19 protein-coding genes are annotated in these 20,548 nt (G+C 71.3%); 12 read left to right on the plus strand and 7 right to left on the minus strand.

What is annotated here, in order from left to right; genetic code table 11:
- Positions 1-18: 18 nt before the first annotated feature.
- The 4 genes from ABG085_RS06405 (at position 19) to yaaA (ending at position 3,515) form a co-directional block, all read left to right on the plus strand.
- Positions 19-915 (plus strand): F0F1 ATP synthase subunit gamma, encoded by an 897-nt coding sequence (locus tag ABG085_RS06405; protein ID WP_347978578.1) that lies wholly within the window; start codon positions 19-21, stop codon positions 913-915.
- A gap of 39 nt (positions 916-954) precedes the next feature.
- Positions 955-2,403: a F0F1 ATP synthase subunit beta gene (gene atpD / locus ABG085_RS06410; RefSeq protein WP_163616520.1), complete on the plus strand. Its 1,449-nt coding sequence runs from the start codon at positions 955-957 to the stop codon at positions 2,401-2,403.
- 1 nt (position 2,404) lies between these two features.
- A complete protein-coding gene (locus ABG085_RS06415) occupies positions 2,405-2,665 on the plus strand; it encodes a F0F1 ATP synthase subunit epsilon (protein WP_347978579.1) in 261 nt (86 codons plus the stop codon).
- Positions 2,666-2,765: 100 nt separating this feature from the next.
- Positions 2,766-3,515, plus strand: coding sequence for a peroxide stress protein YaaA (gene yaaA / locus ABG085_RS06420; RefSeq protein ID WP_347978580.1), 750 nt, complete (start codon positions 2,766-2,768; stop codon positions 3,513-3,515).
- A 6-nt stretch (positions 3,516-3,521) separates the two neighbouring features.
- On the opposite strand, the gene ABG085_RS06425 is transcribed toward yaaA, so the two are convergent.
- Together ABG085_RS06425 and ABG085_RS06430 are read right to left on the minus strand one after the other, a co-directional pair.
- Positions 3,522-4,247 (minus strand): GNAT family N-acetyltransferase, encoded by a 726-nt coding sequence (locus tag ABG085_RS06425; protein WP_347978581.1) that lies wholly within the window; start codon positions 4,245-4,247, stop codon positions 3,522-3,524.
- A 131-nt stretch (positions 4,248-4,378) separates the two neighbouring features.
- The gene (locus ABG085_RS06430; RefSeq protein WP_347978582.1) at positions 4,379-4,831 is read right to left on the minus strand and encodes a DUF4282 domain-containing protein; all 453 of its coding nucleotides are present in this window, start codon (positions 4,829-4,831) and stop codon (positions 4,379-4,381) included.
- 190 nt (positions 4,832-5,021) lie between these two features.
- On the opposite strand from ABG085_RS06430, the gene ABG085_RS06435 reads away from it, so the two are divergent.
- The 5 genes from ABG085_RS06435 to ABG085_RS06455 all read left to right on the plus strand — a co-directional run bounded on the left by ABG085_RS06435 (position 5,022) and on the right by ABG085_RS06455 (position 12,466).
- Complete coding sequence (locus ABG085_RS06435) at positions 5,022-5,840, plus strand: large exoprotein (RefSeq protein WP_347978583.1); 819 nt, start codon at positions 5,022-5,024, stop codon at positions 5,838-5,840.
- 144 nt (positions 5,841-5,984) lie between these two features.
- A complete protein-coding gene (locus ABG085_RS06440) occupies positions 5,985-6,965 on the plus strand; it encodes an aldo/keto reductase (protein WP_347978584.1) in 981 nt (326 codons plus the stop codon).
- A gap of 128 nt (positions 6,966-7,093) precedes the next feature.
- Positions 7,094-7,921: a protein phosphatase 2C domain-containing protein gene (locus ABG085_RS06445; protein WP_347978585.1), complete on the plus strand. Its 828-nt coding sequence runs from the start codon at positions 7,094-7,096 to the stop codon at positions 7,919-7,921.
- 66 nt (positions 7,922-7,987) lie between these two features.
- Positions 7,988-10,891 (plus strand): FtsK/SpoIIIE domain-containing protein, encoded by a 2,904-nt coding sequence (locus ABG085_RS06450; protein WP_347978586.1) that lies wholly within the window; start codon positions 7,988-7,990, stop codon positions 10,889-10,891.
- A gap of 9 nt (positions 10,892-10,900) precedes the next feature.
- Positions 10,901-12,466 (plus strand): APC family permease, encoded by a 1,566-nt coding sequence (locus tag ABG085_RS06455; protein ID WP_347978587.1) that lies wholly within the window; start codon positions 10,901-10,903, stop codon positions 12,464-12,466.
- 75 nt (positions 12,467-12,541) lie between these two features.
- Here the strand turns inward: ABG085_RS06455 and ABG085_RS06460 are convergent, their stop codons facing one another.
- The 3 genes from ABG085_RS06460 to ABG085_RS06470 form a co-directional block, all read right to left on the minus strand.
- Complete coding sequence (locus ABG085_RS06460; protein WP_347978588.1) at positions 12,542-12,922, minus strand: DUF5655 domain-containing protein; 381 nt, start codon at positions 12,920-12,922, stop codon at positions 12,542-12,544.
- Positions 12,923-13,079: 157 nt separating this feature from the next.
- Positions 13,080-14,195: an alanine dehydrogenase gene (ald, locus tag ABG085_RS06465; RefSeq protein ID WP_347978589.1), complete on the minus strand. Its 1,116-nt coding sequence runs from the start codon at positions 14,193-14,195 to the stop codon at positions 13,080-13,082.
- A gap of 56 nt (positions 14,196-14,251) precedes the next feature.
- Positions 14,252-15,241, minus strand: a complete 990-nt coding sequence (locus tag ABG085_RS06470) for an asparaginase (RefSeq protein WP_347978590.1) — start codon at positions 15,239-15,241, stop codon at positions 14,252-14,254.
- A 52-nt stretch (positions 15,242-15,293) separates the two neighbouring features.
- Here ABG085_RS06470 and ABG085_RS06475 point away from each other — a divergent pair, with 52 nt between their 5' ends.
- The gene (locus tag ABG085_RS06475; protein WP_347978591.1) at positions 15,294-15,770 is read left to right on the plus strand and encodes an OsmC family protein; all 477 of its coding nucleotides are present in this window, start codon (positions 15,294-15,296) and stop codon (positions 15,768-15,770) included.
- Between the two features lie 52 nt (positions 15,771-15,822).
- Here ABG085_RS06475 and ABG085_RS06480 read toward each other — a convergent pair whose 3' ends face one another.
- Positions 15,823-16,524: a lysophospholipid acyltransferase family protein gene (locus tag ABG085_RS06480; protein WP_347979294.1), complete on the minus strand. Its 702-nt coding sequence runs from the start codon at positions 16,522-16,524 to the stop codon at positions 15,823-15,825.
- Positions 16,525-16,724: 200 nt separating this feature from the next.
- Here ABG085_RS06480 and ABG085_RS06485 point away from each other — a divergent pair, with 200 nt between their 5' ends.
- A complete protein-coding gene (locus tag ABG085_RS06485; protein ID WP_347978592.1) occupies positions 16,725-17,696 on the plus strand; it encodes an FKBP-type peptidyl-prolyl cis-trans isomerase in 972 nt (323 codons plus the stop codon).
- A gap of 50 nt (positions 17,697-17,746) precedes the next feature.
- Entirely contained in the window at positions 17,747-18,832 is a 1,086-nt protein-coding gene (gene dxr / locus ABG085_RS06490; protein WP_347978593.1) for a 1-deoxy-D-xylulose-5-phosphate reductoisomerase, read from the plus strand.
- A 32-nt stretch (positions 18,833-18,864) separates the two neighbouring features.
- Here dxr and ABG085_RS06495 read toward each other — a convergent pair whose 3' ends face one another.
- On the minus strand, positions 18,865-20,529 hold the full coding sequence (locus ABG085_RS06495; RefSeq protein WP_347978594.1) for a UDP-N-acetylmuramoyl-L-alanyl-D-glutamate--2,6-diaminopimelate ligase: 1,665 nt from the start codon (positions 20,527-20,529) through the stop codon (positions 18,865-18,867).
- Positions 20,530-20,548: the final 19 nt, after the last annotated feature.

A 20,548-nucleotide genomic window follows, 5' to 3' on the forward strand; every position in this document is an offset into this window, starting at 1 on the left:
CGACACCGGACTACCACAATGGGCGCACAACTCCGGGTCTACAAGCAGAAGATCAGCACTGCTCAGACGACCAAGAAGATCACGAAGGCGATGGAACTCATCGCGGCTTCGCGCATCCAGAAGGCGATGGCGCGCGTGCGCGCGTCCTCGCCCTTCGCGCGGGCTGTGACGCGTGCCGTCTCCGCCGTGGCGACGCACTCCAACGTCGACCATCCGCTCACCGTCGAACGAGAGACGATCCGCCGCTCCGCGGTCGTGATCTTCTCGTCCGACCGCGGCCTCGCGGGCGCATTCAACTCGCAGATCCTCCGCGAGGGTCTCGAGCTGGCTGAGCTGATCCGCCGGCAGGGCAAGGAGCCGGTGTTCTACCTCGTCGGGCGCAAGGCCGTCGGCTTCTTCCAGTTCCGTCGCATGGAAAGCGCGGCGGAGTGGACGGGCGACACCGACACGCCGCACTTCACGACGGCCGAGGAGATCGCCGCCACCCTGCTCGACGCGTACGACCGCGGCGGCGACGAGAACGGCGTCGACGAGATCCACCTCGTCTACAACCGCTTCGTCAGCATGATGACGCAGTCGCCCGAGACGGTCCGCCTGCTTCCGCTCGAGGTCGTCGAGGCCGAGGAGCAGTCGTCGGCGCAGGTGTACCCGCTGTACGAGTTCGAGCCGGACGCCGAGACCGTGCTCGACGCGCTGCTGCCGGTGTACATCCAGAGCCGCGTCTTCAACGCCCTCCTGCAGTCGTCGGCCGCGAAGCACGCCGCGACGCAGAAGGCGATGAAGTCGGCCAGCGACAACGCCGACAAGCTCATCACCGACTACACCCGCCTGCGCAACAACGCGCGCCAGGCCGAGATCACGCAGCAGATCGCCGAGATCGTCGGCGGCGCCGACGCCCTTTCCTCGGGCAAGTAGCGCTGCTGCGACGTCAGACCACACGAAAGAGAAGAAGCCATGAGCCTCACCGCTGACAAGACCGAGACGGCGGTCGTCGGGCGCGTCGCCCGCGTCACCGGCCCCGTCGTCGACATCGAGTTCCCGCACGACTCGATCCCCGACATCTACAACGCGCTGAAGACGACGATCGCGATCGGCGACGAGCGCACCGAGATCACGCTCGAGGTCGCGCAGCACCTCGGCGACGACCTCGTCCGCGCCATCTCCCTGAAGCCGACCGACGGCATGGTCCGCGGCCAGGAGGTGCGCGACACCGGCGGCCCCATCACGGTCCCCGTCGGCGACGTCACCAAGGGCAAGGTGTTCAACGTCACGGGTGACGTGCTGAACGGTGCGCCGGGCGAGACGATCGAGGTCACCGAGCGCTGGGGCATCCACCGCAAGGCCCCCGCGTTCGACCAGCTCGAGTCGAAGACCGAGATGTTCGAGACCGGCATCAAGAGCATCGACCTGCTCACCCCGTACGTGCAGGGTGGAAAGATCGGCCTCTTCGGCGGTGCCGGCGTGGGCAAGACCGTCCTCATCCAGGAGATGATCCAGCGCGTCGCGCAGGACCACGGTGGCGTGTCGGTGTTCGCCGGTGTCGGCGAGCGCACCCGTGAGGGCAACGACCTCATCGGCGAGATGGAGGAGGCGGGCGTCTTCGACAAGACCGCACTCGTCTTCGGCCAGATGGATGAGCCGCCGGGCACGCGTCTGCGCGTCGCCCTCTCGGCCCTCACGATGGCGGAGTACTTCCGCGACGTGCAGAAGCAGGACGTGCTGCTCTTCATCGACAACATCTTCCGCTTCACGCAGGCCGGTTCCGAGGTCTCGACGCTGCTCGGCCGCATGCCGTCCGCGGTGGGCTACCAGCCGAACCTCGCCGACGAGATGGGTGTGCTCCAGGAGCGCATCACGTCGACGCGCGGTCACTCGATCACCTCGCTGCAGGCGATCTACGTGCCCGCCGACGACTACACCGACCCGGCGCCGGCCACCACGTTCGCGCACCTCGACGCGACCACCGAGCTGTCGCGCGAGATCGCGTCGAAGGGCCTGTACCCGGCCATCGACCCGCTCACGTCGACGAGCCGCATCCTGGACCCCCGCTACATCGGCGACGACCACTACCGCGTGGCCACCGCCGTGAAGCAGATCCTCCAGAAGAACAAGGAACTGCAGGAGATCATCGCGATCCTCGGTGTCGATGAGCTGTCCGAAGAGGACAAGATCGTCGTGTCCCGTGCGCGCCGCATCCAGCAGTTCCTGTCGCAGAACACGTACATGGCGAAGAAGTTCACCGGTGTCGAGGGTTCGACGGTTCCGATCAAGGAGACCATCGAGTCGTTCGACGCGATCGTCAAGGGCGACTTCGACCACGTCGCCGAGCAGGCGTTCTTCAACGTCGGCGGCATCTCGGACGTCGAAGAGCAGTGGGCGCGCATCCAGAAGGAGAACGGCTGACATGCCGCTCAAGGTGAGCCTCGTCTCCGCGGACGCGGAGGTCTGGTCGGGTGAGGCGTCGCTCGTCGTCGCCAAGACCGTCGAGGGCGAGATCGGCTTCATGTCCGGTCACGAGCCGGTGCTCGCGATCCTCGCCGAGGGTCAGGTGCGCATCACCGAGACCTCGGGCACCAAGATCATCGCCAACGCGCAGGACGGCTTCCTGTCGATGGAGGGTGACGACCTCACCATCGTCGCCGGAAACGCCGCGCTGATCTCCTGACACACCAGCGTTCGAACTCGGCCGGTCCCCTCGGGGGCCGGCCGAGTCGTTTCCCCGCATCGCCGTCCGTCGCGTCGGCGCGCACGACCCACGGAGAGTCATGCTGATCCTTCTCCCACCGTCCGAGACCAAGCGGGCGGGTGGTTCGCGGCGCCCCCTGGACGCGGCGGGCCTGGCGCTTCCGCAGCTGACGGCGCAGCGCGAAGCGGTGATCGCCGCGCTCGTCGGCCTGTCCGCCGACGCCGACGAGGCGGCCCGCGTGCTGAAGCTGGGCCCGACCCAACGCGGCGAGATCGCCGTCAACGCCGCGCTGCGCGAGGCGCCGACGATGCCCGCGATCGATCGCTACACCGGTGTGCTCTACGACGCGCTGGATGCGGCATCCGTCTCGGCCGCCGGTCGTCGCTGGCTGGGTGCGCACGTGCTCGTGCATTCGGCCCCGTTCGGCCCCGTGGGCGCCCTCGACGCCATCCCGGCCTACCGCCTCGGCGCCGCCACCTCGGTGCCGGGCATCGCGCCGCTGCGGCGGCTGTGGGCGCAGGGGGTCTCCGCCGCGATCGAGGGTCTCGACCCCCGCTTCGTCCTCGACCTCCGCTCCGAGGCGTACGTGGGACTCGGGCCGGTACCGGCCGGCACCGCGTCGCGCTACGTCCGCGTCGTGAGCGAGGCACCCGACGGTGCGGTGCGCGCGCTGAACCACTTCAACAAGCACGCCAAGGGGGCACTCGTGCGCCGGCTCGCCGAGGATCGCCCGCGCATCGGGTCTGCCGCGGCTTTCGTACGGTGGGCGGATGCCGCGGGTCTGCGTGTGCGCGACATCGGCGGCGGTGAGCTCCAGCTCTTCGCCTGAGCCCGGCTACGCCGGCGTGCGCACCGCAGCGAACCGGTTGCGGCGCCGCAGCGCGAACCCGAGGCGCTCATAGGCCGCGATCGCGCCGACGTTGGACGCGGCGGCGTGCAGCAGCGCCCGATCCCCGCGTTCCTGGATGTGGAAGGCGACGTCCAGCACCAGGCGCGACCCGAGGCCCTGCCGTCGGTGATCGGCATCCACGGCGACGGCGCTGATCTCGGTCCACCCCTCGGGATGCAGACGCTCGCCGGCCATCGCGATCAGCCGACCCTCCCGGCGGATGCCGACATAGCGGCCGAGTTCGTAGGTGCGGGGCCGGAACGGGCCGGGCTGGTTGCGCTCGACGATGGCGAGCATGTCGGCCACGTCATCGGCCCCCAGCAGGATCGCCTCGGGATCAGGGCGCGGCCGGAGCGTGTCTGTCTCGACCAGCTGCACGCCCTCGCCCTCTCCGACGACCTCCCAGCCGTCGGGGAGGTCGCCGTCATACCCGGACAGGCCGATCTCGGTACCGGGACCGACGAGCTCGGCGAGCGCCGGCCAGACGCGCGGATGGTCCCAGGTGCGCACCGCGACGAAGGGGGCGACCTCCTCGGGGTACCGGCGCACCAGGTCGTCGCCGATCGCTAACGAGGCGTGCGGCCCCGTCAGCGCGTGCCAGGGCGCGTTGTCGAGAACCGTGGCGTCGGCGTGGGGAACGTCGAGGATCGTGGCGGGGGCGGGATCAGGCATCCGTCCACTCTGCACCTCCTGCCCGAGGGTCGCAAAACGCCGCCCGTCGCCGCCCGGGGTGGGCGTCTCTGCCGCGGGGGCGAGGACGCTGCCGCGGGGCGACGACGAGGCGGTGGACCAGCGTGCGGCGCTCAGCGCCGGGTGTGCTGTGCGGTGCGCTCGGTGTTCTCGGCGATCGCGATGAGGGCGACCACGGCCTCGATGATGAACCGGAGCATGATGATCGCGAGGAACGTCAGCACCGGTACGACGATGATCGTCGCGACGAGGCCGCTGATGCCGGCGCCGACGTCGAACCACATGATCGAGACGGCGCCCATGATCCCGCCGACGAAATAGACGATGAAGCCGATGGCGATGGCGATCAGCCCCACGAAGTAGAACACGCTGGCGAGGCGCCGCGTGATGAACGTGCGGAACGACAGGTCGAACAGGGCCGCGAAGAAGCCCTTGCCGACGTCGGCCGCCTCGCCGCGGACGGTCGGGACGCCGGTGTCGTCGGGGTCGGCGCCGCGGGCCGCCTCCGCGGCGGATTGCGGCGGCAGCGGCGGGGGAGTGGGAGCGGAAGGAGTCTGGTCGGTCATGGCGGCCCTTCGATCGGGTTGTGTGCTCAGGCTATCCACCGGCACCCGAGGGGGTCATCCCCCCGATATGACCTCAATGCTGACAGGAAGCTGTGAGCGTCGCTAGCATGTGTCGAGCGGAGCAGGGGCTCCGCGGGCGCGTCCCGATGCGTCACGAATCGACTCTCTCGGAGGTCGCTCCACCATGGCCATGGACTACAACGACGGCGGCGGCGCGGGAGCGCTCATCGCCTGGCTCGTGCTCGCTCCCTTCTTCTTCCTGCTCGCCATCGCCGGATACGTCATCGGCTCGTGGTTCCTGATGAAGATCTTCGACAAGGCGGGAGTGCAGGGCCGCTGGCGCGCGTGGGTGCCGGTCTACAACACCCTGATCTTCGTCAAGCTCGGCGACCTCAACCCGTGGTGGCTGCTGGTGCTGTGGGGTGGCGGGATCGTGCTCGGCTGGGTGCCGGTGCTCGGCTCGCTGATCGGCCTCGCCGCCTTCCTCTACACGCTCCTGGCCGCCTGGCGGGTGGGGCTGAAGCTGCAGAAGGAAGCCGTCTGGCTGATCCTCTACTTCTTCCTGGCCATCGTCTGGCTCGGCATCAACGCGTTCGACCGCTCGCGGTGGAACACCGCCATCCCGGCGGCGCCGTGGGCGGGCAACTTCCTCGCCGACACCACCGTGTGGTCGGGCGTCCCCTCGCAGACATCGGCCGCGGGCTACCCCGCCGCCCCGGCGAGCGCGCCCGGCTACGGTGCTCCTGCGGGCTACCAGCCGCCCGCGGGATACACCCCGCCGCCGGCCCCGCCGGCCGGGTACACCGCGCCGCCGGCCCCGCCCGCCGGCTACACGCCGCCGCCCGCCGCTCCGGCTGCGCCCGCTGCACCGGTGCCGCCACCCGCCGCTCCGGCCGCGCCGCCCGCGGCTGCGGAGCCGCCCGTGTCTCCGCCCACCCAGCCGGACGCACCGTCCGCTCCCGAGCCGCCGGCCACCCAGCCTCCGGCACCGGAGGCTCCCAAGCAGTAGCACTCCACGACAGCCCCCGCCGCCCGGCGAGGGGCTGTCGTGCTGTGCGCCGCCGGCGGTCGGCACGGGGGATCGGCCGGTCGGAGCTGTGCCTGTCGTCCGCGCCCGGGCAGCGGCATCCGTGTGCGGGGATAACGTGGACGCATGACCTCGACTGTTCCGCTGCGCCGGGCCGGCGCGTCCGGCCTCCTCGTCTCCGCTGTCGGCCTCGGCTGCAACAACTTCGGGCGCGACGGCACGCGCACCGAGACGCTCGAGGGCACCCGCGCCGTGCTGGATGCCGCGATCGACGCCGGCGTGACCTTCCTCGACACGGCCGACATGTACGGCGGCGAGCCGGGCCAGTCCGAGACCCTCATGGGCGAGGCGCTCCGCGGCCGTCGCGATCAGGTCACCCTGGCGACCAAGTTCGGGCATCCCGGTCGCGACATGGGCTACCCGCCGTCGGGTGCGAAGGGCTCGCGGTCGTACGTGCGGCGCGCGGTCGAGGCATCCCTCACACGTCTGCAGACCGACTGGATCGACCTGTACCAGCTGCACGTGCCGGACGACGACACCCCGCTCGAAGAGACCCTCGACGCGCTCGGCGACCTGGTGCGGGAGGGCAAGGTGCGCTACATCGGCCACTCGAACTTCGCGGGGTGGCAGATCGCCGAGGGACACTTCGCCGCGCTCATGCGCCACGGTGTGCCGTTCGTCTCGGCGCAGAACCAGTACAGCCTGCTCTCGCGCGGCGCGGAGCGCGACGTGCTGCGCGCGGTCGAGCGGTACCGCCTGGGGTTCTTCCCCTACTTCCCGCTGCACAACGGACTGCTGACGGGCAAGTTCACGCGGGATGTCGCACCCGCCGACACGCGCATCATCCGGCAGCGCCGCCACCTCTACGACGACGCGCCCTGGGACGCGCTCGAGGCGTTCCAGGCGTTCTGCGACGACCGTGGCATCACGATGCTCGAGGCCACCTTCGGGTGGCTGCTGTCGCACCCCGCGCTCTCGAGCGTCATCGCCGGCGCGACGACACCCGAGCAGGTGCGGGCCAACGCGGCAGCGGCCTCGGCATGGACGCCGTCGCAGGCCGACCTCGACGCGATCGACGCGCTGTTCCCGGTTCCCGAGAGCACCTGACCGCCACGACGACGGCGCAGATCGTCGTGGAAGCACTCGCCGAGTCCGAGGACGCCGCGGAGTAACCCACTAGTATGTGATGACGCGGGGGCGAAGGGCCACCGTGCACCGGACGGGGAGGACACCGCGTGCCCGAGGTTTCCACCGAGTCTCTCGCCGTCCCGGTTCCCGGTGGTGTGTTGGAGCTCTCGTGGGCCGCCGTGACCGACACCGGTCGCCGGCGCGAGGTGAACCAGGACGCGATGTTCGCGTCGTACCCGCTCTTCGTCGTCGCCGACGGAATGGGCGGGCACGTCGGCGGCGAGATCGCCAGTGCGAGCACGATCGATCGCCTCCGCGCAGTCGCCGACGGCGGCCAGGTGTCGCCGAAGACGATCGAGAAGGCGCTGGCTCGGGCGGTCAAAGACATCGCGTCGCATCCGGAGGCCACCGACGACGGCACCGGCACCACCGTGACGGGGGTCTTCCTCGACACCACGGGGGAGGCCGCGCACTGGGTGACCCTCAACATCGGCGACTCGCGCGTGTACCTGCTCCGCGACGGTGCGATCGTCCAGATCACGACCGACCACTCCGTCGTGCAGGAACTGGTTGCGGCCGGCCGGCTCAGTCCGGAAGAGGCCGAGAACCATCCGTACGGCAACGTGATCACGCGCGCCGTGGGGCCGAGCGAGGGCGTCACGCCCGACTACGTCCGCCTCGACGTGACCGAGGGCGACCGGTTCGTCATCTGCTCGGACGGGCTGACGAAAGAGCTCACCGACTACGGCATCCGTCACTTCCTGGAAGAGAATTCCGATCCCGCCGACGCCGCGTCCGCCATGCTCGAGGCGGCACTCGAGAACGGCGGGCGCGACAACATCACGATCATCGTGCTCGACGTCGGTCGTCCGGTGGATGCCGCGGCCCAGCGCGATTCGACGGCTGACGACGACTCCTCCCCAGCGGGGGAGTGAGCAGGGGGATCCACAGATCCCCGTCTTCGCCGTCCACGGCAGCCGTGGCGGCGATGGACTGGGCGCATGCGCTCGACCGCTTTCCCGACCCTCGGGGCCGCCACCGCCACCGCCACGGGCACCGCTGCCGTCTCTGTCGCCGACGACGAACCGCTGACGCTTCCCGCAGCATGGCGGCCGCCCGCACGCCCGCCGCTGCCCATCGTGGCGGCCGTCGTCCCCGTGGTCGGCGCGGTGGCCCTCTGGCTCGTCACCGGCTCGGTGTACTCGCTCTGGTTCGCACTGCTGGGGCCGGTGATCGCGGCGGCGACGGTGCTGGACGCACACCGCGCAGCCAGAAAAGACGGCAGGCGCGCCGCGGCAGAGGCCGCCCACGCCCGCGACGCCGTCGCATCGGCCGTCGCCGCGCGCCACACCGGCGAGCGTGCGCAGTTGTGGACCCTGCATCCCGATGTCGCCCGCCTCGTCGCCGGCGGCGGCGACATCTGGCGCAGCGGTCGCGCCGCCTCGATCGTGGTGGGCGAGGGGGAACGCACGAGCAGCGTGCGCGTCACCGGCGGCGACGGAGACCGGGATGCCGCAGACCTGCGCCGCCGCGCCGGTCGCTTGACGGGTGCGCCTGTCACGCTGCCGCTCTCGGCGGGAATCGCCGTCGTCGGCGGCGAAACGCTCGCCGTCGCGGTGCAGCGGGCCCTGGTGCTGCAGCTGTGCCTGGCGCTCGCGCCGGGCGATCTGCGCATCGTGGGAGCGCTCGGCCCGGCGCTCGAGTGGATCGAGGCGCTTCCACATCGCGGCGCAGGCGGCGGTGCGGCGCTCGCGGTGATCGGTCCGGGCGAGCTCGCGCCGGCTGAAGCCGACATCGTCATCGCACGATGCCGCCCGGGCGAACCGCTGCCGCCGCGGTGCCAGGCGGTCCTGACCGTGGCCGCACCGGGTGTCGCGCGGATGGAACACGCCGGCGAGGCGCTGCCGTTGCACGTCGAGGCCGTCGCCCGGGCACAGGCGGAGGACATCGCCGCTGACCTCGCAGCCCGGGCGGAGAGCAGTCTCGGCCTCGTCCGCGACGGCGGCGAACCCCTCGCGCTCGCGCCTCTTCTCGAAGGCGTTCCCCAGACGACGCGAGGTCTTCCCGCGCCGATCGGCGTCGGCGGTGGGCGGACGGCCGTCATCGATCTCGTGGCGGACGGGCCGCATGCGGTGGTCGCGGGGGTCACCGGCGCAGGCAAGAGCGAGCTGCTCATCACCTGGATCCTCTCGCTGTGCGCGACCCGCACCACCGACGAGGTGACCTTCCTGCTCGCGGACTTCAAGGGCGGCACCGCCTTCGACGGCCTCGCCGGCGTGCCGCACGTCACCGGCGTCATCACCGATCTCGACGGCTCGGGAGCGCGACGGGCGATCGACAGCCTGCGAGCCGAGCTGCGCCGCCGGGAGGCCACCATCGCCGCGGCCGGGGCCCGCGACATCGCGGACCCCCGGGTGCGGCTCCCGCGGCTGGTGGTTGTGGTCGACGAGTTCGCCGCGCTGCTCGCCGACCAGCCCGAGCTGCACGGGCTCTTCGCCGACATCGCGGCGCGCGGCCGCGCGCTCGGCATCCATCTCATCCTCGGCACGCAGCGGGCTGCGGGTGTGATCCGCGACAATCTGCTCGCGAACTGCCCCTTGCGGATCAGCCTGCGCGTCACGGATCCCGCCGACAGCCGGGCGCTGCTGGGCACCGACGACGCCGCTCGACTGCCGGGCGGAGCGGCCGGGCGGGGAGCCGCGTTCGTGCGGCGCGCCGGCGACGCCGCGCCGCAACAGGTGCGCATCGCCCTGTCGGATGCCCGGGACGTCGCGGCCGCGGCTCTCCGCACCGGGCATCGCGCCCCCACGCGTCCGTGGTTGCCCGCGCTTCCCCCGCTGATGACGGTCGACGAGCTCGCCGCACGCGCCGCGACGGGCAGGGAGGCTCCGCCACCGGGAGGCGTGGTCCTCGGCCTGGCGGACGAGCCCGAGCGCCAGCGGCAGCCGGTCGCCTTCGTGGGTGCGGCCGACCGCGCGCTGCTCGTGCTCGGCGGACCGGGATCCGGCGTCTCCAACGTGCTCGAGGTCATCGCGATGCAGACCCAGGGTCACACCGTGCGGGTGCCGGCACACCCGGAACGCCTGTGGGACGCGGTCTCCGCCCTGCACGACGAGCTGCCCCCGCCGGGGTCCGTCGTGCTGATCGACGACCTCGACGCCGTCGCGCTGCGCCTGCCCCCCGAGTACGCGCACGTGGTGCTCGAACGCATCGAGGGTCTCGTCCGCCGCGCCGGCGACGCCGGGGTGCTCGTCGTGGCCGGCGCCCACCGCATGACAGGCCCGGTGTCGCGGCTCGCCGAACTCTTCGCGCGACGGCTCGTGCTGCCGTACCCCACGCGCGTCGACCACGCCGCAGCAGGTGGCGATCCCTCGACGTTCGACCCTGCGGCGCCGCCGGGCCGCGGGCGGCTCGACGGGCGTGCGGTGCAGATCGCCGCGGCCCCGGCGGCGTCGCCCCTGCCTGCGCCCGTGGAGGAGCAGTGGATGCCGGCGGCCCGGCTCACCGGTGTGGTCGCGCGCCGATCACCGGCGGGCCGGCGGGCGCTCGCCGTCTGGCGGCAGCAGGGCGTGCGGGTGCTGGAGGTCGACGACTACGTGGTGGATCCGGCATCCACGGCGGACGCGCGCGTCGTCATCGTGGGCGAGCCGGACGACTGGCAGCGCCATTGGCGTCTGCTCGCCGATGTGCGGGGCGACCACGACCTGGTCATCGACACGTCCTGCGCCGCGGAACTGCGGGTCGTTGCGGGGTACCGCGGCGTGCCGCCCTACTGCGAGCCCGGCGCGGGGCGCGCCTGGCTCATCGCGGCGGGAGCGGAGCCCGTGCGCATTGTCCTTCCCTCCGGCGATGTCCGGCCGAACCGTCGGGGCGCTGTGTTGACCGGCTCTTCGCCCACCGCTTAGCGTCGCTCTGTGGCTACAACCCCGATCGATCTGCAACGGCCTGAGGGCAAGGGACTCGCCGCCGGCACGCTGGGTCTGTGGGGCTCCACCGTCATCGGCCTCGCGTCCACCGCTCCGGTCTACTCCCTGGTGGCGACCCTCGGGTTCGTCGTCCTCGCCGTCGGGGCCCAGGCGCCCATCGCGTTCGTCATCGCGTTCATCCCGATGCTCTTCATCGCGTTCGCCTACCGCGAGCTCAACAACGCCGTGCCGGACTGCGGCACCACGTTCACGTGGGGCACGAAGGCGTTCGGTCCGTGGGTGGGCTGGATGGGCGGATGGGGCGTCGCCGTCGCGGGCATGGTCGTGCTCGCCAACCTCGCGCAGATCGCGGGCATCTACTTCTGGGCGCTCGTCGACGGGATCGTGGGCAGCGCCGAGGACGCACTCCTCTCGGACAACGTCCCCCTCGTCACGGCGACCGGTGTCGCGTTCATCGCGGCGATGACCTGGGTCAGCTGGCGCGGGGTCGAGATCGGCGAGCGGATCCAGAACATCCTGCTCGGCATCCAGTACCTCGCTCTGGCCATCTTCGTCGTCGCCGCGCTGTGGCACTTCTTCGCCGGCACCGCTCCGGACCCGACCCCGTTCGACTGGTCGTGGTTCAACCCCTTCGCGTTCACCGAGTGGGGCGGATTCGTCGAGTCGATCCTCCTCGCGCTCTTCATCTACTGGGGCTGGGACACCTGTCTCGCGCTCAACGAGGAGACCAAGGACCCCAAGCGCATCCCCGGTCGGGCGGCGCTGCTGACCACGGTGATCCTGCTGGTGACCTACGTCGGTGTCACCGTCGCAGCGATGATGTACGCCGGGCTCGGCAGCGAGGGCACGGGCCTGGGCAACGAGGCGAATGCCGACGACTTCTTCCTTGCGATCAAGGACGGACTCCTCGGCCCCCTCGGCTGGGTGCTGGTGGTCGCGGTCATGATCTCGGCGATCTCGTCGACGCAGACCACGATCCTGCCCACGGCGCGGGGAACGCTGTCGATGGCGGCCTACAAGGCGCTCCCGCGGCGGTTCGCCTCGGTGCACCCGCGGTACAAGACGCCGTCGTTCTCCACGCTCGTCATGGGCATCGTCGCCTCGCTCTACTACATCGGGATGACCCTGATCAGCGACAACATCCTGCAGGACTCCATCCTCTCGCTCGGACTGGCCATCGCGTTCTACTACGCGATCACCGGCTATGCCTGCGTCTGGTACTTCCGCCGCGAGCTGTTCACGTCGGCGCGGAACTTCTTCTACCGGTTCCTGTTCCCGCTGCTGGGGGCGCTCATGCTGACCTACGCGTTCGTGCAGTCGGCGATCGACATGTACGACGTCGACTACGGCTACACCGTCCTCCTCGGAATCGGCGGCACGTTCGTCCTCGGAATCGGCTCACTCGCGTTCGGCGTGCTGCTGATGTTCCTGTGGTTCGCCTTCCCGCGCGCCAAGCCGTTCTTCCGCGGCGAGAGCCTGAACCGCGACACCGAGGTGCTCGTGCCGGAGGATCCCGCCGATTTCTCCCGGTCGATCGACGGCGGGCTCGCCTGAGCTGAGTGGGAGCCTGGCCCCGCCGGTCGCGGGGCGCAGCGCGTCGGCGTCCCGGGGGGCGTGACGGCCGGGGCGTCAGGGGCCGAGGTGCGCTCCGCAGCCCACGTCGTACGCCTCGCGCAGCCAGGAGGCGACGGTCTCGTCGAACTCGCTCTCGTCGGCGAGGCGGAACTGGTGCACGAAGAGTCGCCGCCCGTAGGGTGAGGCGCCGAGGATCCTCGGGTCGGGCGGCAGTTCGCGCATCAGGTCGAAGTAGCCGCGCACCCCCTGGCGCATCGGCCGGGCGCCCGCGAACCCGCGCCGAGGACCGCGGAAGGTGATCGTGGTCTTCGCCACCGAGTGCGTCACCGGGCCGAAAGAGCCGATCAGCTCGTCGATGCGGTGCCACAGGCGAACGGCGTCGGGATCGGCGCCTCGCAGATGGTCCTCCACCGTCCATTCCCGGTCGTCCGTCATCACACCAGTGTCGCGCGAGCCACCGACGTAGGCAGCCCGCCGCGGACCTCGGCGCAGCCCGCCGCGGACCTCGGTGCCCGCGACGGCACAGGCAGGAGCACCGGACGGACAGAGCAGAAGCCCCGGACGCGAGGCATCCGGGGCTTCTGCTGTGCGCTCAGACGAGTGCGACGTCCAGCGGTGCGAGCTCGAGATCGTGCGCCGTCGCGACGCCCGCGTTCGCGACGTGGCCGCCGACGGTGTTGAGGCCCGCCGCGAGGGCGGCGTCCGACCGCAGCGCCGCCTGCCACCCATGCCGGGCGATCTGGCGGACATAGGGGAGCGTCGCGTTCGTGAGCGCCGAGGTCGACGTGTTCGGGACGGCGCCGGGCATGTTGGCCACGCAGTAGAAGATGCTCCCGTGCACGGGGAACGTCGGGTCGGCGTGCGTCGTCGGGTGCGTGTCTTCGAAGCAGCCGCCCTGGTCGACCGCGATGTCGACGAGCACCGACCCCGGCCGCATGCGCGCGACCATGTCGTTGGTGACGAGCTTCGGGGCCTTGGCCCCGGGGATCAGCACGGATCCGATGACGAGGTCCGAAGCCACGACCGCGCGGTCGAGATCGAGCGGGTTGGAGGCCGCGGTCTTCACCCGGCCCTGGAAGTGGTCGTCGAGGTAACGGAGCCGCTGGACGTTGGTGTCGAACACGGTGACGTCGGCGCCCAGCCCGACTGCGATGACGGCCGCGTTCGCGCCCGCGACACCGCCGCCGATGACGGTCACCGTCGCCGGCCGCGTGCCGGGCACTCCCGACATCAACAGGCCGAGGCCGCCCGCGGAGCGCATCAGCGTCGCGGCGCCGACGGTCGGTGCGAGCCGGCCGGCGACCTCGCTCATCGGCGCGAGGAGCGGCAGCCCGCCGCCCGGAAGCTGCACCGTCTCGTACGCGATGGCGGTGACCCGGTCGGAGACCAGGCGCTCGGTGAGCGGGCGGTCGGCGGCGAGGTGCAGGTAGGTGAACAGCACGAGGTCGTCGCGGAAGTAGCCGTACTCGCTCGCGATCGGCTCCTTGACCTTCAGCAGCAGCTCCGCCCGCGCCCACACCTCCGCGGCCTCGTCGAGCATGACCGCTCCGGCCGCCTCGTACTCGGCGTCCGGCATGGACGAGCCCGCGCCGGCGCCGCGCTGCACGAACACCTCGTGGCCGGAGGCCACCAGATCGTGCACTCCCGCGGGGGTGAGGGCGACCCGGTATTCGTTGTTCTTGATCTCGGTGGGGACGCTGATCCGCATCGTGTGATCCTTTCCGCTCCGCCGTTGGAGCGCTCGGGCTCCTCGTGGGAGCGCCTCTAGAAGGCGGGGCGGATGGCCCCGACGTCCTGTCCGCCGCCGGTGACGGTCAGCGGAAGCTTCGACAGCGTGTCGGCGACGTCGGCGGACGCGAGCGCGCCGTGGCGCTCCAGCAGCCGCAGAGCGACGGCGGTCGCGGCGCGACCGCTGCCGTCCAGCATCTTGAGCGTCACCGTGGTGCCGTTGGGGGCCACCATCACCATGACGCCCTCGGCCCCGCCCTTGGCGAAGACGCCCAGCCGCTCGATGGCGATCGTGTCGGCGCGTCCGGGCCCGTCGATCGTCCAGGGGTTCGCGCGCACGGCGTCGACGAGCGCGCCGGCGCTGCGATGCAGCGCGAACGGCGAGGTGGTCGAGGAGTTGCCGATGCGGTGGATGGCGCGGGCCAGCCCGAAGAGGGTCGTGGCGTACACGGGGGCCCCGCAGCCGTCGACGGCGGTGGCGGCGATCTTCTCGCCGATGAGACGCTCGATGGTCTCGCGGATGAGGATCTGCACCGGATGCCCCGGCGCGAGGTAGCCGTCAGTATCCCAGCCGTTCACGACGCTGGTGAGGAGCATGGTGGCGTGCTTGCCCGAGCAGTTCATGCGGATGCGTGCCGGCTGACCGAGCTCGCGCACCAGCTCGTCGCGGGTGGCGGTGTCGCCGGGCCACGCGGGCGGACACCCGAGATCCTCCTCGCTCAGCTGGGCGAGCGAGAGGATGTCGCGCACGACCGCGACGTGACGGTCGGTGCCCGAGTGGCTCGCCGTGGAGAGTCCGAGCTTCTCGCCCTCCAGCGGCGCGCCGGCCGAGAGGCACGCGAGCGCTTGGAGGGGCTTGAGGCTCGAGCGGGGGAGGATCAGTGCCGACGGATCGCCCAGCTTCTCGGCGATGGTGCCGTCGGCGGCCAGCACGATGGCGATGCCCGCGTGTCGCGACTCGATGAAACCGCTGCGTTCGACAACGGCGAGTTCGACGGCGTCGGCTGCGGCGAAGGTCTGCGGCACCTCGTCAGCCTACCGCCGGAGTCGACCTCGGCCTGCATGACAGACTGTGCTCATGTGGGGCGAGCATCGATACTCCGTCCGGACGACCTGGACGGGTGACCGCGGCACCGGCACCTCCGGCTACCGGGACTACGACCGGGCCGTGACGATCGAGATCGACGGCAAGCCCGCCCTGCAGGCCTCTGCTGACAAGCCGTTCCGGGGCGATCCCTCCCGCTGGAACCCCGAGGACATGCTGCTCGCCGCTCTCAGCGAGTGCCATCTGCTGTCGTATCTCCACGCCTGCGTGCAGGCGGGCGTGGTGGTCGTCGGCTACGAGGACGAGGCATCCGGTCTGATGGTCGAAGACGGCCGCGGGGGCGGCGCCTTCCGTGAGGTCGTGCTGCGGCCTCGCGTGACCGTCGCGGATGCATCGATGACGGATGCCGCGACCGCCGCGCATGCGCAGGCGAACGAGTGGTGCTTCATCGCGAACTCGGTGAACTTCCCGGTGCGCCACGAGCCCACGACCCTCGTCGCCGGCGCCTGACTGCCGGCCGCCGCGCTCGACGACCGGTGGGATCGGCCGGGGGAGCCACGCCTCAGCGTCGCTCGTGCGGGAGGACCTGCTTGATGCGGTCGATCGGGTTCTGCGCCGGGACCTCGTTGTAGGCGTTGGCGAGCTCCTGCCCCGACAGGGCGTGGATCGCGGCCATGATCTCGTCGGTGGCGAGCCGGCGGGCCTTGCCCGACGAGGCCGGCCCGTGGTGTGCCAGGTCGAGCGGTTCGCCGAACCTGACCGTGATGCGGTGGCTGAGCGAAGGCATCTTCGCACCGACCGGCATCACGTCGTCGGTGCCGATGAGTCCGACGGGGACGACCGGCGCGCCGGTCTGCAGCGCGAGGAAGGCCACGCCCGTCCGCCCCTTGTAGAGGCGGCCGTCCAGCGATCGCGTGCCCTCGGGGTACAGCGCGACGGCGCTGCCCTCTTCGAGCAGGGTGCGCTGCTGATCGAGAGCGTCGAGCGCCGCCTGCCCGGCGCCGCGCTGGACCGGGATGGCTCCGATGGCGGTGAAGAACCAGCGGGAGAGGCCCGTCTCGAAATAGCTCGCCTTGGCAAGGAAATGCACGGGCCGGGGTGAGGCCACGGGGATCGCGATCGAGTCGATGAACGACAGGTGATTGCTGGCGAAGATGACCGGTCCCGACTTCGGGACGTTCGCCTTCCCGTCCACACGAGGGCGGTACACGATGCGCGCGAGGGGCCGGATGATCTGGCGTCCCAGAGCGTAGGTGAAGCCCATCCGGCGAGCCGGAGCGGCGGAGGATTCGGGCGCTTCCGGCGATTCGCCGGCGTTGTCATCGGCGCCGGGTACGAGGTCGGAAGTCACCCGTAGAGGGTACCCCCGATTGCATTCCGGTATCGGCATAGGGCTTTCTCAGCGCGAACGGAGCAAAGATGCGAAAAGATGGAGACTTCCCTTCCACGTCTCGAGGTTGTTCCGTGCGCATTCGCCCGCTCGCCGCCCTGTCCGTCGCCGCGATGTCGGCCCTCCTGCTGGCCGGCTGCGCCGGCTCCGCCGAGCCGGACGCCACTCCCAGCCCGTCGTCGAGTGCGGCCGCCTCGGACTGCGGACTCGATCCGCAGCCCGGCGCCGACTCCGACGCGATCACCGTCTCCGGAGCCGCCCCCGAACTCGCGGCCGAGGTCCCGGCCGATCTCGAGTTCGCGGAGCTCCAGCGGACCATCGCGGAAGATAGTGACGGTGAAGAGCTCGCGGTCGGGGAGCTCGTCTCCGGCCAGTACCTCATCATCGACCCGGCCACGGGCGAGGTCCTGCTCGACTCGGCCACCACCACGCCTGACGACTCGGGCCTGGTTCCGATCATCGTCGACGGCAACGGCATCTTCGGCAGCAGCGTGCTCTGCACGCCGCTCGGCTCCTCCACGGCGTTCACCATCCCCGGCTCCATGCTGGGCGAGGGCGCCGCCAATGCCGTCGTCATCGCGCAGTCGATCGACCAGCTGCCCACCGTCGCCACCGGCGCGGAGCAGGACCCGGTGGAAGGGATGCCGGAGGTCGAGCTCGACGATGACGGCGCGCCGACGATCACGGTTCCCGACGAGGAGCCGCCGGCCGAGGTGCAGATGGCCGATCTCAAGCTCGGTGAGGGCGCGACCGTGGAGTCGGGCGACACCGTGTTCGTCCAGTACCGCGGCGTCAAGTGGTCGGACGGCACCGAGTTCGACTCCAGCTGGAGCCGCGGAACGCCCGCGCAGTTCCAGACGACCGGCGTGGTCGCGGGCTTCCAGCAGGCGCTCGAGGGTCAGACGGTCGGCTCGCAGGTGCTCGTGGTGATCCCGCCGGCGGCCGGCTACGGCGAGGGCGAGATCAACGACCAGGACCTCAAGGGCGAGACGCTCGTCTTCGTCATCGACATCCTGGGCGTTCAGCGCGCCGCCGCCGCCGAGTAGTCGACCCGCAGAGACGGCGACCGCATCCGGCCCGGCGATAGGCTGGCCGGATGCGGCGCGTCCTGATCCTCGGCTCGACCGGTTCCATCGGCACGCAGGCGCTCGACGTCGTGCGGGCCAACCCCCGGCGGTTCGAGATCGTCGGCCTGGCTGCGGGCTCGGATCGCGCCGGGCTCGACGCGCAGGCGGCTGAGTTCGGAGTCGACAGCACGGCCCTTGGCGCGGTGGAGGCCGAGCAGCTGGTCCGCGATGTCGAGGCCGATGTCGTGCTCAACGGCATCACCGGCTCCGTCGGCCTCGGCCCGACTCTCGCGGCCCTCGAGACGGGCCGCATCCTCGCGCTCGCGAACAAGGAGTCGCTGATCGTGGGCGGCGACCTCGTCACCGCACTCGCGCGCCCCGGACAGATCGTGCCGGTCGACTCCGAGCACTCGGCGATCGCACAGGCGCTGCGGTCCGGCGAGCGCGGCGAGGTGCGCCGGCTCGTGCTGACGGCATCCGGCGGTCCGTTCCGGGGCCGCAGCCGCGCTTCGCTCGACGCCGTCACGCCCGCCGAGGCGCTCGCACATCCCACCTGGGACATGGGCCGCGTCGTGACGACGAATTCGGCGACGCTCGTCAACAAAGGGCTCGAGGTGATCGAGGCGCACCTTCTCTTCGGCGTCTCCTACTCGGACATCGACGTGGTGGTGCACCCGCAGTCGATCGTGCACTCGATGGTCGAGTTCGTCGACGGATCCACGATCGCGCAGGCCTCGCCGCCCGACATGCGCCTGCCGATCTCGCTAGGGCTCGACTGGCCGAACCGCATCGCGGGTGTCGGCCGGCCGCTGGACTGGACGACGGCGACCTCGTGGACGTTCGAGCCCCTCGACGGCGCCGCGTTCCCCGCGGTGCGCCTGGCGAAGCAGGTCGGTCGCGCCGGCGGAACCTACCCCGCCGTGTTCAACGCCGCCAACGAGCAGGCCGTGGATGCCTTCCACGAGGGCCGGCTGAGCTTCCTCGGGATCATCGATGTCATCGAGCGCGTCGTCGACGCCCACGACGCACCTGACGCGCTGACGCGGGCCGCGCTCGCCGACGCCGAGGATTGGGCTCGCCGCGCCGCCGACAAGGCGATCGCCGCAGCAGCCTGATCCCACGTCTCCAGAGAGGGGAAGGGAACGCCTCAGGCGTCGGGATACACCGGGCGGAGGGGGTCGGATGCCGGGGTCTCGTGCTCCGGGTACGGCACCGACCAGTGCGGCTCGGGCACGGGCCAGCCGGCCTCGCGCAAGGCGCGACGGGCCAGCTCCCGCGCCGAGTAGGGCGTGCGGACGCCGCGGATGTCGCGATAGTCCTGGTGTCCGGGTCCGGCCCACAGGATCGCGTCGCCGTCGCCGACCAGGGCGACGGCCTCGATGATCGCGCGCTCGGGTGGGGAGTACTCGTGGATCTCGGCATCCGGCTGCGCCCGGCGTGCGCCCTCGACGAGGGTCGCGCGGATCGAATCGGGATCCTCGTGGCGCGGGTGGTGGTCGGTGATGACGAGGATGTCGCTGCCCTCGACCCCCGTGCGCCCCATGTCGTGCCGCTTCGTGGCGTCGCGGTCGCCGTCGGCGCCGAACAGCATGACGACCTTGCCGGGTGTCACCCGGCGCACCGCGGCGAGCGTCTTCTCGAACGCGTCGGGCGAGTGCCCGAAGTCGACGTAGACAGCCGGGCCCGTCTCTCCCGAGACCAGCTCGGTGCGCCCCGGCAGGTAGGCCTCGATGCGCTCGCCGTCGAGCGCCGCCACGAGCCGCTCCCATGCGTAGCCGCCCTCCAGGATCATCACGATCGCGAGGCCGGCGTTGGCGGCCATGTGGCGTCCGATCACCGGGACGAGGGTCGTCAGGGTGCGGCCGTCGCGGGCCGTGAGGCGGAACTCGGTGCCGACCTGTCGCTCGTCGAGGATGTCGACGACCCAGTCCGCGGCGGCCGCGGCATCCGGATCCGAGGCGAGGGCGGGCGTGCCCACCGTGACCGTCGGTACCTCGCTGCGCGCCACGACCTCCGCGCCGGGTTCCGAGTCGATGCAGACGACGGCGCGGCGCGCGCGGTCGGGACGGAAGAGCGGCAGCTTCGCCTCGAAGTACTCGCGCATGTCGGCGTAGTCGTCGAGGTGGTCGTGGGTGAGGTTGGTGAAGCCGGCCACGTCGAACACGATGCCGTCGACGCGACGGCGGCTGAGCGCCTGCGCGCTCACCTCGACCGCGACGGCCTCGACGCCGCGCTCGCGCATGAGGGCGAGGAGGGCGTGCATCTCGTAGGCCTCGGGCGTCGTCAGCCGCGAGACCACGATCTGGCCGGCGATGTGGCGTTCGGCGGTGGAGGAGAGGCCGGTGGTCGCCCCGAGCTGGCCGAGGATGCCCTCGAGCAGGTGCGAGACGCTCGTCTTGCCGTTGGTGCCGGTCGTGCCGAACAGGAGGGGCAGGTCGTCGTCGCGGCCCGTGCTGTACACCCACGCCGACAGCTCGCCGAGCAGACCTCGGGGGTTGTCGACCAGCACCACCGGCAGCCCGCTCGCGGCGGCGACGTCGGCGCCGGCGGCGTCGGTCACGACCGCGACGGCGCCCTTCTCAGCCGCCATCGCGGCGAACTCCGCGCCGTGGCGATTGACGCCCTGGACGGCGACGAAGACGTCGCCCGGGCGAAGATCGGCGGTGGCGAGGGTGATGCCGGTGAGTGCGACGTCGGCGAGGTCGCCGCGGACATCGACGGCGAAGCGCGCCGCGAGATCCGCGAGGGAGTGAGTCGGCGGCGCGTCGGGGCGGAGTACCGGGGGCAGGTTGGAAGGCGCGTCGGTCGGCATGGCGCATCCATCTTCGCAC

This window comes from Microbacterium sp. ProA8, from assembly GCF_039905635.1.
In the GTDB taxonomy this organism is placed as follows: Bacteria; Actinomycetota; Actinomycetes; order Actinomycetales; family Microbacteriaceae; genus Microbacterium; species Microbacterium chionoecetis.

What these genes read in the sequence shown, in the direction of transcription:
- dxr (WP_347978593.1), top strand. Translation starts at nt 17,747, where the DNA reads ATGCGGCGCGTCCTGATCCTCGGCTCGACCGGTTCCATCGGCACGCAG.
- ABG085_RS06415 (WP_347978579.1), top strand. Translation starts at nt 2,405, where the DNA reads ATGCCGCTCAAGGTGAGCCTCGTCTCCGCGGACGCGGAGGTCTGGTCG.
- ABG085_RS06450 (WP_347978586.1), top strand. Translation starts at nt 7,988, where the DNA reads ATGCGCTCGACCGCTTTCCCGACCCTCGGGGCCGCCACCGCCACCGCC.
- ABG085_RS06425 (WP_347978581.1), bottom strand. Translation starts at nt 4,247, where the DNA reads ATGCCTGATCCCGCCCCCGCCACGATCCTCGACGTTCCCCACGCCGAC.
- ABG085_RS06475 (WP_347978591.1), top strand. Translation starts at nt 15,294, where the DNA reads ATGTGGGGCGAGCATCGATACTCCGTCCGGACGACCTGGACGGGTGAC.
- ald (WP_347978589.1), bottom strand. Translation starts at nt 14,195, where the DNA reads ATGCGGATCAGCGTCCCCACCGAGATCAAGAACAACGAATACCGGGTC.
- ABG085_RS06460 (WP_347978588.1), bottom strand. Translation starts at nt 12,922, where the DNA reads ATGACGGACGACCGGGAATGGACGGTGGAGGACCATCTGCGAGGCGCC.
- ABG085_RS06440 (WP_347978584.1), top strand. Translation starts at nt 5,985, where the DNA reads ATGACCTCGACTGTTCCGCTGCGCCGGGCCGGCGCGTCCGGCCTCCTC.
- ABG085_RS06405 (WP_347978578.1), top strand. Translation starts at nt 19, where the DNA reads ATGGGCGCACAACTCCGGGTCTACAAGCAGAAGATCAGCACTGCTCAG.
- ABG085_RS06430 (WP_347978582.1), bottom strand. Translation starts at nt 4,831, where the DNA reads ATGACCGACCAGACTCCTTCCGCTCCCACTCCCCCGCCGCTGCCGCCG.
- ABG085_RS06435 (WP_347978583.1), top strand. Translation starts at nt 5,022, where the DNA reads ATGGACTACAACGACGGCGGCGGCGCGGGAGCGCTCATCGCCTGGCTC.
- ABG085_RS06495 (WP_347978594.1), bottom strand. Translation starts at nt 20,529, where the DNA reads ATGCCGACCGACGCGCCTTCCAACCTGCCCCCGGTACTCCGCCCCGAC.
- ABG085_RS06480 (WP_347979294.1), bottom strand. Translation starts at nt 16,524, where the DNA reads ATGGGCTTCACCTACGCTCTGGGACGCCAGATCATCCGGCCCCTCGCG.
- yaaA (WP_347978580.1), top strand. Translation starts at nt 2,766, where the DNA reads ATGCTGATCCTTCTCCCACCGTCCGAGACCAAGCGGGCGGGTGGTTCG.
- atpD (WP_163616520.1), top strand. Translation starts at nt 955, where the DNA reads ATGAGCCTCACCGCTGACAAGACCGAGACGGCGGTCGTCGGGCGCGTC.